Origin of the sequence: Rahnella sp. GSA61A (assembly GCF_019969905.1) — a bacterium.
In the GTDB taxonomy this organism is placed as follows: Bacteria; Pseudomonadota; Gammaproteobacteria; order Enterobacterales; family Enterobacteriaceae; genus Rahnella; species Rahnella aceris.
Genome location: NZ_JAHXYO010000001.1, coordinates 366,929 through 381,825, shown reverse-complemented (window position 1 = coordinate 381,825; position 14,897 = coordinate 366,929). Strand labels below are relative to the sequence as shown.

Here is a 14,897-nt window from a genome sequence, read left to right as displayed (position 1 = left end):
TTAGAGGCCATATTCGACGATCTCCCTACTAATCTGAACATTCTTGACTATATTAAATGTGTGTTCAGGACAGGGTGGCTTAAAGCACTGCTTTAAAGTCACTCAATAGAGAGTTATATCGAATGGCGATTAAAAGCCAGAATAAAACGATGTACTCTGCTACAACGGAAGTAAAAACAGCAGCAATACAATTTGTTATAAGGCGTCACCAAGAATGTGGCGTGCAGAGTCGCAACAAGGCTCATAAACCAAAAGGAAGAAATCGATGAAAAATTCTAAATTTGCCTATTCAATGATGGCCGTAGTTCTGGGTACCGCACTGATGAGCGGTAGCGCTCTGGCAGCAACGACGACTACAGATAGCGCAGGTGCAAAAATCGATAGTTCCATGAAGAAAGTTGATAACTACATGGGCGACAGCGCTATCACCGCGAAAGTGAAAAGTGCTCTGGTAGATGATAAAGCCATTAAAAGTAGCGATATTTCCGTCACGACGAATTCCGGTGTTGTTACGCTGAGTGGTTTTGTCGGTTCGCAGGCTGAAGCCGAGCAGGCTGTTGCTGCGGCAACCAAAGTTGAAGGTGTTAAATCCGTCAGCGACAAACTGCATACCAAAGACAGCAAAGATCAAAGCGTTAAAGCCTATGCCGGTGACAGCGCGACCACGGCTTCTGTAAAAGCCAAATTGCTGGCGGATGACATTGTCCCGTCACGTAACGTGAAAGTCGAAACGACCGACGGCGTGGTACAGCTCTCAGGCGCAGTGAAAGATCAGGCACAGTCTGACCGTGCTGAAAGCGTTGCGAAAACCGTTGATGGCGTGAAAAGCGTCAAAAATGACCTGAAAGTCGCACCGTAACGATCACGTGCTCTGTCTGTTGTACGAAGCGCCTTCCCACGGGCAGGGCGCTTCATTTTTTGAATAACACATAATTACATTTACGTTGCCCGCTGAAGATTTGTGTTGGACGAGATTTGCCTGCGGTCGGAAAAATATTGTGTCGGAAACGCTAAGACTTTCATTTTTCGACTACCTTTATTAGGTAAGCATTTTTTGTTACCGGCATGCTGCCGGTTGATAAAGCGTCATAAGGCAAATGTTTCACAATGAGTCCGGCCCGAAGCGGGGCACAACCTTTTAAAATGGCAAAGTGAAAATAGGGTAAAGGAGAAGCTTATGTTTCGTTGGGGCATTATTTTTCTAATCATCGCGTTGATCGCGGCGGCTCTCGGTTTTGGTGGTTTGGCGGGTACAGCGGCCTGGGCTGCAAAAATCGTCTTCGTAGTCGGTATCATTCTGTTTCTTGTCAGCCTGTTTACCGGTCGTAAACGACTCTGACCGCATCATTCCAGTGATGCCAAAATGTGTTAATTAATGACATCGCCCCCTTCACTGAAGGGGGCGATTCTTTTATGTGTACAATCTGGCCGTTAACAGGACGTAACGATTTTGTCGCCCGATTTTGGCAAGAAATCTACGCAAAGCAGGAAGACGAGGTATGCTCTGAAATGAAGGCCAACTGAGTGGGGCCATTTGCGTGAGGACGATGCGTTGGGATACAGAATACCTGTCACGCTGGGGAATATAGAACCGCTGGCGTACAAACCCTATATGCCGGGGAAGATTGCCCTGGTGTGCGAAGGCGGCGGGCAGAGAGGCATTTTTACGGCAGGCGTGCTGGATGAGTTTCAGCGCGCGCGTTTCAATCCCTTTGATTTATATCTGGGCACCTCTGCGGGTGCACAAAATCTCTCTGCTTTCGTCTGCGGGCAGCCCGGCTATGCCAGAAGGGTGATCACCCGCTACACCACCAGCCCTGACTTTTTCAACCCGCTGCGTTTTGTGCGCGGCGGACATCTTATCGATCTCGACTGGCTGGTTGAAGAAACGGCTAAAAACATGCCGCTGGCGATGGACAGTGCTGAAAAGCTGTTGATCGACGGCCGGGAATTCCTGATGTGCGCCTGTCGCAGTGATGATTATGCGGCCAATTATTTCTCGCCGACGCGGGAAAACTGGCTACCCGTGATCAAAGCCTCAAGTGCTATTCCGGGCTTTTACCGCATGGGTGTGGATCTGGATGGTGTCAGCTATCAGGACGGAGGCATCAGTGACGCGATCCCGGTTGAAGAAGCGTACCGCCGTGGCGCGGATACCATTGTGGTCATCCGTACCGTGCCTTCGGCGATGTTCTATACGCCGCAATGGATGAAGCGCATGGAACAATGGCTGAGTGAAAGCAGCCTGCAACAACTGGTGCGCATGATGCAGCACCACGAAGAAAGTTATCACCGCATTCAGCAATTTATTGAGAATCCGCCGGACGATGTGCGTATTTTCGAAATCTTCCCGCCAAAACCGCTGGCCAGCCACGCGCTTGGCAGTCGTCTGCCTGCGCTTAATCAGGATTACCATCTTGGCCGTCGCTGCGGACGTTACTTCCTTTCTGCTGCGGCACACTGGCTGTTACCGCGTGAAAACGAGCGCCCTCATCCGCAAATCGAACCACGGATATTCCGCCAGCCAAAACAGGTTATCGTGCCGCAGGATAAACCGGAAAATGTGATCCCGCTGGCTGCTTCGGTCAGTACGGTTGAGCAAATCATTCTGGATCCAGCCGTGTTGACGGATATGGTCACCGACGGCGGTGTGGTGCGTCCGGCAGCATTTAAAGACAACGTGGTCAGTGCGCCGCAACCGCAGCACGCATCCTCAGACATGCCGCCACCGGAAAGTCCGGCGTCATCAGAAAATTATCCGTCCAGTGAGGGCGAAAATCTGTGAGTTTCACCTTCGTCGATACGCATTGTCATTTCGATTTTCCGCCGTTTACCGGCGCGGAAACGGAAAGCCTGCGCCTCGCTGCAGAAGCTGGTGTAGGGCAGATTATTGTTCCGGCGGTCACGTCTGACCGTTTCAACGGCATTCTCACTCTGACCGAAAAATTCCCGCAATTGCACGCCGCGCTGGGCTTGCATCCGCTTTATATCGCCGAACATAAAGACAGTTGTCTGGATTTACTGGATTCACTGCTCAGCCAGCGGGATCCACGCCTGGTGGCAGTCGGGGAAATCGGCCTGGATTTATACATGGAAGCGCCGAAGTTTGAGCAACAACAGCGGTTGCTGAAAGCGCAGTTCGCGCTGGCAAAGCGTGAGATGTTGCCGGTGATCCTGCACTCCCGTCGCAGCCACGATCAGCTGGCGGCGCTGCTGCGTCAGGCAAAACTGCCGGCAACCGGGGTAGTGCACGGATTTGCAGGCAGTCTTTCTCAGGCGCAGGCGTTTATCAAACTGGGTTTTGCGATAGGCGTGGGTGGCACTATCAGCTACGAACGCGCGCAGAAAACCCGTCATGTGATGGCAGAATTACCGCTTTCGTCATTGTTGCTGGAAACCGATGCGCCGGATATGCCGTTGCAGGGGTTTCAGGGGCAGCCTAATCGCCCGGAACGGGCGGCAATCGTGTTCGACATTCTGTGCAGCCTGCGCAGTGAAACGCCGGAACAGATTGCTCTTGCACTGCTCGACAATACCCGCCGCATCTTTAATCTCCCTTCCCGGTAAACCGTCGAAATTTTAATTTTGTGATTTAAATAACATTTACCCTGACGTATAGAAACCTTTCCAGAAAGGGTTTCTGGCGTATTGCGATTTCATTTCTCTTTAAAATGTTATTATTATAACATTGCTCGTAAGATCGCCGGTTGGTGATCGCGGTGTGGCCACCCGAACTCCGTTTGTCATGATTCGGGTATACACTCTTATTAAGGGTCGAATACTGAGCATAAGGGCTAAGAATTGTGACCAAGGTCTCATTTAGCCAAGCAACGTTGCAATCGGTTTTCATTTTGTGTGAAATAATGCACACAGGAACCTGATGTGACGTGTTCAAATAGTCACAACGAACTGGCGTCAGCCAGTCCAAGCGCGGTGAGAAGGATCTCAGTTGCCACGTAAGCCGTTCCACGCCGCTTACGCACGCTATCTTCAAGGAACCAAGTCCGCTCGCCAACGTGCAGAATTCTCTTGCCGACGTTAAACGCCGGAACGAATTCATGACTGTATGCTCAGTCCCGGCCGGTCGCTGGAATTGAAAATTGTTGGAGAGTTATATGACCGATTTAACCGCCGCAGCGCAACGTGCGCTGAACCTGATGGATTTAACCACCCTGAACGAAGACGACACTGATGCAAAAGTGATCGCGCTTTGTCATCAGGCGAAAAGCCCGGCAGGTAACACCGCTGCTGTCTGTATTTATCCTCGTTTTATTCCTGTTGCCCGTAAAACCCTGCGCGAGCAAGGCACGCCGGACATCCGTATTGCCACCGTCACCAACTTCCCGCACGGTAATGACGATCTTGAGATTGCGCTGGCAGAAACCCGCGCGGCAATTGCTTACGGTGCCGATGAGGTTGACGTGGTCTTCCCGTACCGCGCGCTGATCGCCGGTAACGAGCAGATTGGTTTTGAGATGGTGAAACAGTGCAAAGAAGCCTGTGCGGCTGCCAATGTGCTGCTGAAAGTGATCATCGAAACCGGTGAGCTGAAGCAGGATGCGCTGATCCGCAAAGCCTCTGAAATCGCCATCAACGCAGGCGCTGACTTCATCAAAACCTCTACCGGTAAAGTGCCAGAAAACGCCACGCTGCACAGCGCTGAGTTGATGATGAGCGTGATTGCTGAGATGGGCGTGGGCAAAGCTGTCGGTTTTAAACCGGCCGGTGGCGTGAAAACCGCTGAAGACGCTGCGCAATATCTGGCACTGGCTGATCGCCTGCTGGGCCGCGAATGGGCTGACGCACGTCACTTCCGTTTCGGCGCATCCAGTCTGCTGGCAAGCCTGCTCACCACTCTCGGTCACGCTGGCCAGAAAGCCACCAGCAGCTACTAATCACTGTTGTTATGCGAATACCGTGGCGCTGTTTTACAGCGTCCGGTATTCGCATCTACATTTAGCGTTCAGCTCAGGCAGGGGGATACCTTGTTTCTCGCACAAGAAATTATTCGTAAAAAACGTGACGGTCAGCCTTTAAGCGATGAAGAAATTCGTTTCTTTGTTAATGGTATTCGCGACAGTCAGGTTTCAGAAGGCCAGATTGCCGCGCTGGCAATGACTATCTATTTCAATGATATGACCATGAATGAGCGTGTGTCGCTGACCATGGCAATGCGCGACTCCGGTACCGTCCTGGACTGGAAATCGCTCAACCTCAACGGCCCGATCGTTGATAAACATTCGACCGGCGGTGTGGGTGACGTGACGTCCCTGATGCTGGGGCCGATGGTAGCGGCATGCGGCGGTTATGTGCCGATGATTTCCGGCCGCGGCCTCGGTCATACCGGCGGTACGCTGGATAAACTTGAAGCCATCCCGGGCTTCGATATTTTCCCGGATGACAGCCGTTTTCGCAGCATCATTCAGGATGTCGGCGTGGCAATTATCGGCCAGACCAGCTCGCTGGCTCCGGCGGATAAGCGTTTCTATGCGACACGTGATATCACCGCAACTGTCGATTCTATCCCGCTGATCACCGCTTCGATTCTCGCCAAAAAACTGGCCGAAGGCCTTGATGCGTTAGTGATGGACGTCAAAGTCGGCTCCGGAGCCTTCATGCCGACTTACCAGCTATCCGAAGATCTGGCGCAGGCGATTGTCGATGTGGCCAATGGCGCAGGTTGTAAAACCACGGCGCTGCTGACCGACATGAATCAGGTGCTGGCATCCAGCGCAGGGAATGCGGTGGAAGTGCGCGAAGCCGTGCGCTTCCTGACGGGTGAATACCGGAATCCGCGTCTGCTGGAAGTGACAATGGCGCTCTGTGTTGAAATGCTGCTGTCCGGCGGGCTGGCAAAAGATGACGCCGACGCCCGCAGTCAGTTGCAGGCCGTGCTGGATAACGGCAAAGCCGCAGAAGTCTTTGGCCGCATGATTGCCGCCCAGAAAGGTCCAACCGATTTCATCGAGAATTACGATCGTTATCTGCAACAGGCCACGCTGAGCAAACCGGTTTACGCCGAAGGCAACGGGATTGTCAGCGCGATGGACACCCGTGCGCTGGGCATGGCCGTCGTTTCACTGGGTGGCGGACGTCGCCGCGCCAGCGATGCTATCGACTACAGCGTCGGTCTGACCCATATGGCGCAGCTTGGCCAGCAAGTGGATACCCGTCAGCCACTGGCGATGATCCACGCGAACAGTGAAGCGGCCTGGCAGCAGGCGGCGCAGGAAGTGCGTGCGGCCATTGTCCTGAGCGACAAAGCGCCGGAAAGCACGTCGGTGGTTTACCGCCGGATCGGTGGTAACGCTTGATTTCAGGCCAAATCGCCCCCATTTAAGATTGATCAGGTGCGCGGCAGTTCCGCGTGACCCAATGCGTAACCATTCGCAGGAGAGCAAAATGAAACGTACATTTATCATGGTGTTAGACTCATTCGGTATCGGTGCCAGTGAAGATGCCGAGCGCTTTGGCGATGCCGGTTCTGACACGCTGGGCCATATCGCAGCTGCCTGTGCGCGTGGCGATGCGGACAAAGGCCGCAAAGGCCCTCTGAATCTGCCTAACCTGACCCGTCTGGGGCTGGCGAAAGCTGCGGAAGAATCTACCGGTAAAATTCCTGACGGCATGGACGGTAATGCTGAAATTACCGGGGCGTATGCTTATGCCAGCGAACTGTCTTCCGGTAAGGACACCCCATCAGGCCACTGGGAAATCGCCGGTGTGCCGGTTCTGTTTGACTGGGGCTACTTCAGTGACACGACCAACAGCTTCCCGCAGGAACTGCTGGATAAACTGGTTGAGCGCGCTAATCTGCCGGGTTATCTCGGTAACTGCCATTCTTCCGGTACCGTGGTACTGGATGATTTGGGCGAAGAGCACATGAAAACCGGCAAGCCGATTTTCTACACCTCAGCCGACTCCGTCTTCCAGATTGCCTGTCACGAAGAAACCTTCGGGCTGGATCGCCTGTATGAACTGTGTGAAATCGCCCGTGAAGAGCTGACTGAAGGTGGCTACAATATTGGTCGCGTGATTGCCCGTCCGTTCATCGGTGACAAAGCCGGTCACTTCGAACGTACCGGTAACCGTCATGATTTAGCGGTTGAACCACCGGCTCCGACCATCCTGAAAAAGCTGGTGGATGAGAAAGACGGCCATGTGGTGTCTGTCGGTAAAATCGCTGACATCTACGCGCAGGTTGGTATCACTAAAAAAGTGAAAGCTACCGGCCTGGATGCGTTGTTTGACGCGACGATCAAAGAGATGAAAGAAGCGGGTGACAAGACCATCGTCTTCACCAACTTTGTTGATTTCGACTCCTCTTACGGCCACCGCCGTGACGTACCAGGCTACGCTGCCGCGCTGGAACTGTTTGACCGCCGTATGCCGGAATTGCTGGAACTGGTGAAAGAAGATGACATCATCATCTTCACCGCTGACCACGGTTGTGACCCGACCTGGCGCGGCACCGACCATACCCGTGAGCACATTCCGGTCTTAATCTATGGCCCGAAAGTAAAACCAGGTTCATTAGGTCACCGTGAAACCTTCGCGGACATCGGCCAGACAGTCGCTAAATACTTCGACCTGTCACCGATGGATTACGGCAAATCCATGCTCTGATACTTTTCTTACGCGGCCAGTCTCTTATACTGGCCGCGTTTTTTATAATGAATATGACACCTCGCTGATTAAGGAATAAGAAGATGGCAACTCCACACATTAATGCTGAAATGGGCGACTTCGCTGACGTCGTGCTGATGCCGGGCGATCCGCTTCGCGCCAAGCACATCGCGGAAACTTTCCTTCAGGATGTTAAGCAGGTGAACGACGTGCGTGGCATGTTGGGTTTCACCGGCACTTACAAAGGCCGCAAAATCTCCGTGATGGGCCACGGCATGGGCATTCCTTCCTGCTCAATTTATGCCAAAGAGCTGATCACTGAATTCGGCGTGAAAAAAATCATCCGCGTGGGTTCTTGTGGTGCTGTGCGTGCCGACATCAAACTGCGCGATATCGTGATCGGCATGGGTGCCTGTACCGATTCCAAAGTGAACCGCATGCGTTTCAAAGATCACGATTACGCGGCTATTGCCGATTATGACATGGTGCGTAACGCGGCTGACGCGGCGAAAGCCAAAGGCATCAATGCCCGCGTGGGTAACATCTTCTCCGCTGACCTGTTCTACACGCCGGACCCGCAAATGTTCGACGTGATGGAAAAATACGGCATTCTGGGTGTGGAAATGGAAGCCGCTGGTATCTACGGCGTGGCTGCAGAATTCGGTGCGAAAGCACTGACCATCTGTACCGTTTCCGACCATATCCGTACGCATGAGCAAACCACTGCCGCTGAACGTCAGACGACCTTCAACGACATGATCGAAATCGCGCTGGAATCCGTTCTGCTGGGCGACAAAGAATAAATTCTGCAAATATTGCAGTCACTAAAACGGGCGCCGGATGGCGCCCGTTTTGCTATGCGTTTTTTCGTATTTTTTTGCGTATTCAAATTTATATCTTCAGGATATATCGATTTATTTTCATTTTTTATCTATGCTATTAGCTATGCATTTTCCTATTCATCACTGAGCCGCTCATGTCTGAACTTGTAGATTTACTGCGTCAGGGCAGTCTGACGGCAAAAGAGATCACGGAGCAACTGCACATCACCCAGTCAACGCTCTCAAGGCGGCTGACTAAAATCCCTGAGATCGTCAAAATCGGGCAAAGCCGCTCGACCCGTTATATTCTGCCGCGTCCGCTGGAAGGCCAATGGAGCTTCCCGCTTTACCAAATTAATGAGGCAGGAAATGCCGAAAAGGTCGGGACGCTATATTCCATCTGGCCGGGTGAAAGTTGTGCAGTGGAAGTTGTCAGCGGCCAGTCGCTGATTTACGACGGTCTGCCGTGGTTTATCACCGATATGCGGCCTCAGGGTTTTTTAGGTCGGGCGTGGGGACGTGATATTAACGCTGCCCTGCATTTTCCGGATGACATTAAAAGGTGGACCGAATCCCAGACGCTGGTGGCTCTCGCAAGAGCGGGGGATGAAACGGTCGGGAATTTTGTCATTGGAGAAATGGCCTATCAGCGATGGTTTCATAAACCTGAAGATATTCCCGTTCCCCGTGAAGACAAAATTCAGGTGTATGAACGGCTGGCACAGAGAAGTCTGGCAGGGGAGGAAGTCGGATCATCTGCGGGAGGCGAGCAGCCTAAATTCAGCTGCTATGCAGAACATGCAGGCCGGGACGCCTCTCAGGTTTTAGTTAAATTTTCGCCTCCGGCTGTCAATGAAAACGCCTCCCGCTGGGGCGATTTACTGCGCTCTGAAGCTCATGCGTTAAGCGTTTTGCAGGAGGCCGGCATTCCGGCGGCAACAGCCGAAATTTTTACCGGCAGAAAGGGCGAGGTTTTCCTTGAGGTCGAAAGATTTGACCGGACAGGTGAGCGCGGGCGTCGCGGGCTGGTTTCCCTTGAGGCCGTCTCTGCTGAGTTTGGCGGAGGAAACAGCAACTGGTTTTTGACCGCGCAGCGGTTACGCCAAAGCAAGGTCATTACAGCCGCTACAGTCGACAAAATTGAGCAGATTTATGCCTTCGGAAAACTGATCGCCAACAGCGATATGCACCAGGGAAATCTGTCATTTATCGATCCTGCCATTGACCCTTTAAAGCAGGCTCTTTCGATATCGCCTGTGTATGACATGCTGCCGATGGCTTTTGCACCGACCAACGCCGGTACCATGCGTCGTGAAACCTTACCCTTAACGCCCGACCCTTTAGTGTCTAAAGAAAAGTGGTTGAATGCACAGGATTGGGCGGGTGAGTTCTGGCGGAAGGTAGAAAGCGATATGGCAATCAGTCCTGAATTCCGCCAACTGGCCAGCGGTATGCTGGCGCAGGTGGAAGGGTTAACATCAATTATTCAGCGGCTGGCCTGAATCACTTCGGTCTGCTGCGTTTCAGGCTGCGGTAAGCGGCTTGTGCGGCTTCTTTCGTTTGCGCTTCGGTGGCAGGTTTTGCCGGCGCGACCTCAGATTCCGGCTCGGGAATGTTCAGCACCGGCGGCGGGCCGAATTCATCCGGCTCTTCTTCCTGTTCATCATCTTCTTTCACCGGTTTGCTGGCGGTCAGCAGGAACGGAGATTGCTGCCAGCGCGAACGGCGGCCTTGCAACAGGGTGCGGGCCAGAATAATACCGACGCCCAGCGCGGCGAGCATCATCAGACGCAGCAGGTTGGTGGTGTTATCCACCTGTTTGGATTCTGTCGCCAGCACGTGCGTATCCAGCGTAATGCGTAAAAATCCGCTCGGACCGTTTTTATCTTCGATCGGCACCACAATCTGATGATTGAAGTAGCTGCCCGCACGTTTGCCATCCAGCGACAAACGGTCGCGAACCGGCACCTGTTCACCGGCATGCGCCACCAGAGAACCGTCGGACTCATAAACACTGGCGTCAAGAATGCGACTGCTATCGGTAAGCTGACTCAAAATAGTGGAAATTTGTGCGATATCAGCGCCATCATTGTCGCTGTCCATCAGTGGCGCGAGGGAAAACGCCACCTGTCTGGCGAGCGTCTGAGCAAGCTGTTCCACCTGCGTTGAACGGGCCAGTTGGTGTCCCAGACTGAAATAGGATGCGCCTTGCATCAGGATGACTAATAATGCCAGACTTATCAATACGATAGCTGCTCTGTGCAGGCGAAATTTAAGTTTGGCCTTGGCCATTCTGTTTCCTTGCGTATTTCGATGACTTTATGTTGCCAGAAGCCGCTACGATAAGGTAGCTTGATGCCAGTTTTTACCCGGCATCCTTCAAGCTGCTGCTTTCATTTATACCGGTCACTGACCCGTGTCAGTTCCCGGAGGTGCATTCAGTTGCTGCCTTGAGTCAACTGAATGATTTTGGGTAAATCGTGATATTTGTTTTTCTTAATGCCATAACGCCCTACAGGAGCCATCATGCCAAACAGTCTGACCTATTGCGATCTTCCTGCGGAGATCCACCAATGGCCGGGACTTCCCCTTTCACTGAGCGGTGACGAAGTCATGCCGCTGGATTACCGGGCGGGGCATACCGGATGGCTCCTTTATGGAAGAAAACTCGATAAGAAGAGTATTACGCTGTTCCAGCGCCGGTTAGGCCGCGCTTTGGTGATTGTGAGCGCCTGGGCAGTCGAAGGTTATCAAGTTGTGCGTCTGGCCGGTTCACTCACCGCTGATGTACAGCTTCTCGCCGAATCCTTTGAATTTGATGTTGCTCAGCTGGGGAAAGTGCCGTATCTGCGTGCACCGGGTCTGCTGGTTATGGACATGGATTCTACCGCGATTGAGATTGAATGCATCGATGAAATTGCCAAACTGGCTGGCGTCGGTGAGCAGGTGGCTGAAGTCACTGAGCGCGCCATGCGCGGCGAACTGGATTTCGCCGCGAGTCTGCGTCAGCGTGTCGCGACACTGAAAGATGCGGATGCCAGCATTCTCCAGCAGGTGCGTGAAACCCTGCCGCTGATGCCGGGCCTGACCGTCATGGTTCAGCGTCTGCAGGAAGCGGGCTGGCATGTGGCGATTGCTTCCGGTGGTTTTACGTATTATGCCGAATACCTGCGTGATCAGCTGAATCTGGTCGACGTGGCCGCGAACGAGCTGGAAATCCGTGAAGGTAAACTGACCGGCCGTGTGATCGGGCCAATCGTCGATGCGCAATATAAAGCAGATACCCTGCTGAAACTGGCGGAAAAACTGGGTATTTCCCATGAGCAAACCGTCGCTATCGGTGACGGCGCGAATGACCTGAAAATGATGGCGGTAGCGGGCGTGGGCATTGCTTATCATGCCAAACCGAAAGTCTACGAACAGGCCGCAGTATGCATCCGTCATGCCGATCTTCTTGGCGTTCTCTGCATTTTAAGTGGTAGTCAGTCTTAATCAATACAAAGAGGTAAGTTGTGGCAAAAGCAGCAAAACGTGCATTTGTGTGTAATGAATGTGGCGCAGACTATCCGCGCTGGCAAGGGCAGTGTAGTGCCTGTCAGGCCTGGAACAGCATTACTGAAATCCGTTTGGCCGCTTCTCCGACCGTAGCGCGTAATGAACGTCTCACCGGTTACGCCGGTGATGCGGGCGTCAGCCGCGTACAGAAACTTTCTGATATCAGCCTTGATGAACTTCCGCGTTTCAGCACCGGTTTTAAAGAGTTTGACCGTGTATTAGGCGGCGGCGTAGTGCCGGGCAGTGCGATTCTGATTGGTGGTAACCCCGGCGCAGGTAAAAGTACGCTGCTGCTGCAAATTCTGTGTCATCTCAGCGAAAACATGAAAACCCTGTACGTCACCGGGGAAGAATCTTTGCAGCAGGTGGCGATGCGTGCACACCGTCTGGGTCTGCCGACGGCTAACATGAATATGTTGTCGGAAACCAGCATCGAACAGATTTGCGAAATAGCGGATAAAGAACAGCCGAAACTGATGGTGATCGACTCCATTCAGGTGATGCACATGGCGGATATCCAGTCGTCGCCGGGGACGGTTGCGCAGGTGCGTGAAACGGCGGCTTACCTCACCCGTTTCGCTAAAACGCGCGGCGTGGCGATCGTCATGGTCGGCCATGTCACTAAAGACGGTTCACTGGCGGGGCCGAAAGTGCTCGAGCACTGTATCGACTGTTCCGTGCTGCTCGACGGCGATGCTGATTCGCGTTTCCGTACGCTGCGCAGCCACAAAAACCGCTTTGGTGCCGTGAACGAACTGGGCGTATTTGCCATGACCGAGCAGGGATTGCGTGAAGTCAGCAACCCGTCGGCGATTTTCCTCAGCCGTGGCGATGAAATCACCTCCGGCAGTTCCGTGATGGTGTTGTGGGAAGGGACGCGTCCGTTGCTGGTTGAGGTTCAGGCGCTGGTCGATCAGTCGATGATGGGCAATCCGCGTCGTGTGGCGGTCGGTCTGGAGCAAAATCGTCTGGCGATATTACTGGCCGTGCTGCACCGTCATGGCGGCTTGCAGATGGCGGATCAGGATGTGTTTGTTAACGTGGTCGGCGGCGTGAAAGTCACCGAAACCAGTGCTGACCTGGCGCTGCTGATGTCGCTGGTGTCCAGCCTGCGTGACCGTCCGCTGCCGCAGGATTTAGTGGTGTTCGGCGAAGTCGGGCTGGCGGGGGAAATTCGCCCGGTACCGAGCGGTCAGGAGCGGATCACCGAAGCGGCGAAGCACGGTTTTAAACGCGCCATTGTGCCGCACGCCAACGTGCCAAAAAAAGTGCCCGCCGGTATGCAGGTGTTTGGCGTCAAAAAACTGGCTGATGCGCTGGCGATCCTCGACGATTTGTAACGGTTAACCGCTGTCGCAGCTCAGTGCCTTTGTGCTATTTTTTGTTTAGTAAAAAAAACCTGAGGACAAGGCATGTCACAGTTCGACTATCTAAAAACCGCGATAAAACAACAGGGACGCACGCTGCAACAGGTGGCCGAAGCCAGCGGGATGACCAAGGGTTATCTCAGCCAGTTGTTGAATGCAAAGATAAAAAGTCCCAGCGCCCAAAAGCTCGAGGCGTTGCACCGCTTTCTGGATCTTGAGTTTCCCCGTCGCGAGAAGAATATCGGCGTGGTGTTCGGTAAGTTTTATCCGCTGCACACCGGCCATATCTATCTGATCCAGCGCGCCTGCAGTCAGGTTGATGAACTGCATATCATCATGGGCTATGACGAGCCGCGTGATCGCGAGCTGTTTGAGAACAGTTCGATGTCTCAGCAGCCCACGGTCAGCGACCGCCTGCGCTGGTTATTACAGACCTTCAAATACCAGAAAAACATCCGTATTCATGCCTTTAACGAAGAGGGGATGGAGCCGTATCCGCACGGCTGGGACGTCTGGGGCCGTGGCATTAAAGAGTTCATGAGCCAGAAAGGCATTGAACCCAATACCATTTATTCCAGCGAAGAAGCTGATGCGCCGCAGTACCGTGAACATCTGGGTATTGAAACGGTGCTGATTGACCCGAAACGCTCCTTTATGAATATCAGTGGCCGCCAGATCCGTCAGGATCCGTTCCGTTACTGGGATTATATTCCGACAGAAGTGAAGCCGTTCTTCGTGCGTACCGTGGCGATTTTAGGTGGCGAATCCAGCGGAAAATCCACGCTGGTCAACAAGTTAGCCAATATCTTCAACACTACCAGCGCCTGGGAATATGGCCGCGATTATGTTTTCTCGCATCTTGGTGGCGACGAAATGGCGCTGCAATATTCAGATTACGATAAAATCGCGCTCGGTCAGGCGCAGTACATTGATTTCGCGGTGAAATATGCCAATAAAGTGGCGTTTATTGATACCGATTTTCTGACCACGCAGGCCTTCTGCAAAAAATATGAAGGGCGTGAGCATCCGTTCGTGCAGGCGCTGATGGATGAATACCGGTTTGATCTGGTTATCTTGCTTGAAAACAATACACCGTGGGTCGCTGATGGCCTGCGTAGTCTGGGAAGTACGTCTGACCGGATGTCTTTCCAGAACCTGCTGATCGACATGCTGAAACAGAACAACGTCGATTATGTTCACGTTGAATCATCGGATTATGACCAGCGTTTTCTCGAATGTGTGGAGCTGGTGCAGAATATGCTGGCAGCAGATACCAGCCGGCTGAATGAGCCGCCTGTGAGCTGATCAACAAGCAGCAATAAGAAAGCGTGTGTTCTCCGGAATACGCGCTTTTTTATTATTCACACTATGAATATTTTATATATTATTTATCTCTCACAATTATTAATTAATTGATCTGATTATCTTTTCTGGTCATTTTATTAATTCAGTTTGTAACACTGTAAAATTAAATATCCTTATTATTCATTGGATTGTGTGTGTGCTTTTTTTAAGGCTTTTTATTGCG

13 protein-coding genes are annotated in these 14,897 nt (G+C 52.7%); 12 read left to right on the top strand and 1 reads right to left on the bottom strand.

Annotated features, from left to right (window positions below; translation table 11 throughout):
* The first annotated feature begins 265 nt into the window (after positions 1-265).
* The 9 genes from osmY to yjjJ all read left to right on the top strand — a co-directional run bounded on the left by osmY (position 266) and on the right by yjjJ (position 9,949).
* A complete protein-coding gene (osmY, locus tag LC431_RS01650) occupies positions 266-859 on the top strand; it encodes a molecular chaperone OsmY (protein WP_013577106.1) in 594 nt (197 codons plus the stop codon).
* A gap of 318 nt (positions 860-1,177) precedes the next feature.
* Positions 1,178-1,339: a DUF1328 domain-containing protein gene (locus LC431_RS01645; RefSeq protein WP_013577105.1), complete on the top strand. Its 162-nt coding sequence runs from the start codon at positions 1,178-1,180 to the stop codon at positions 1,337-1,339.
* A gap of 273 nt (positions 1,340-1,612) precedes the next feature.
* A complete protein-coding gene (locus LC431_RS01640; protein WP_370633744.1) occupies positions 1,613-2,785 on the top strand; it encodes a patatin family protein in 1,173 nt (390 codons plus the stop codon).
* Positions 2,782-3,567, top strand: coding sequence for a TatD family hydrolase (locus LC431_RS01635; RefSeq protein ID WP_015690484.1), 786 nt, complete (start codon positions 2,782-2,784; stop codon positions 3,565-3,567). Before LC431_RS01640 ends, LC431_RS01635 begins: the two co-directional genes overlap by 4 nt.
* A 548-nt stretch (positions 3,568-4,115) precedes the next feature.
* A complete protein-coding gene (deoC, locus tag LC431_RS01630; RefSeq protein WP_013577101.1) occupies positions 4,116-4,895 on the top strand; it encodes a deoxyribose-phosphate aldolase in 780 nt (259 codons plus the stop codon).
* A gap of 90 nt (positions 4,896-4,985) precedes the next feature.
* The gene (gene deoA / locus LC431_RS01625; RefSeq protein ID WP_013577100.1) at positions 4,986-6,314 is read left to right on the top strand and encodes a thymidine phosphorylase; all 1,329 of its coding nucleotides are present in this window, start codon (positions 4,986-4,988) and stop codon (positions 6,312-6,314) included.
* An 88-nt stretch (positions 6,315-6,402) separates the two neighbouring features.
* Entirely contained in the window at positions 6,403-7,626 is a 1,224-nt protein-coding gene (gene deoB, locus LC431_RS01620) for a phosphopentomutase (protein WP_013577099.1), read from the top strand.
* Positions 7,627-7,709: 83 nt separating this feature from the next.
* On the top strand, positions 7,710-8,429 hold the full coding sequence (gene deoD, locus LC431_RS01615) for a purine-nucleoside phosphorylase (RefSeq protein WP_013577098.1): 720 nt from the start codon (positions 7,710-7,712) through the stop codon (positions 8,427-8,429).
* A gap of 173 nt (positions 8,430-8,602) precedes the next feature.
* Positions 8,603-9,949, top strand: a complete 1,347-nt coding sequence (gene yjjJ, locus LC431_RS01610) for a type II toxin-antitoxin system HipA family toxin YjjJ (RefSeq protein WP_112151010.1) — start codon at positions 8,603-8,605, stop codon at positions 9,947-9,949.
* Between the two features lies 1 nt (position 9,950).
* On the opposite strand, the gene LC431_RS01605 is transcribed toward yjjJ, so the two are convergent.
* Entirely contained in the window at positions 9,951-10,739 is a 789-nt protein-coding gene (locus tag LC431_RS01605) for a YtjB family periplasmic protein (protein WP_013577096.1), read from the bottom strand.
* 234 nt (positions 10,740-10,973) lie between these two features.
* Here LC431_RS01605 and serB point away from each other — a divergent pair, with 234 nt between their 5' ends.
* From serB to nadR, 3 genes are all read left to right on the top strand, one after another.
* The gene (gene serB / locus LC431_RS01600) at positions 10,974-11,939 is read left to right on the top strand and encodes a phosphoserine phosphatase (protein WP_223509187.1); all 966 of its coding nucleotides are present in this window, start codon (positions 10,974-10,976) and stop codon (positions 11,937-11,939) included.
* A gap of 20 nt (positions 11,940-11,959) precedes the next feature.
* Positions 11,960-13,342, top strand: coding sequence for a DNA repair protein RadA (radA, locus tag LC431_RS01595; protein ID WP_013577094.1), 1,383 nt, complete (start codon positions 11,960-11,962; stop codon positions 13,340-13,342).
* A gap of 72 nt (positions 13,343-13,414) precedes the next feature.
* The gene (gene nadR / locus LC431_RS01590; RefSeq protein WP_013577093.1) at positions 13,415-14,674 is read left to right on the top strand and encodes a multifunctional transcriptional regulator/nicotinamide-nucleotide adenylyltransferase/ribosylnicotinamide kinase NadR; all 1,260 of its coding nucleotides are present in this window, start codon (positions 13,415-13,417) and stop codon (positions 14,672-14,674) included.
* Positions 14,675-14,897 lie beyond the last annotated feature (223 nt).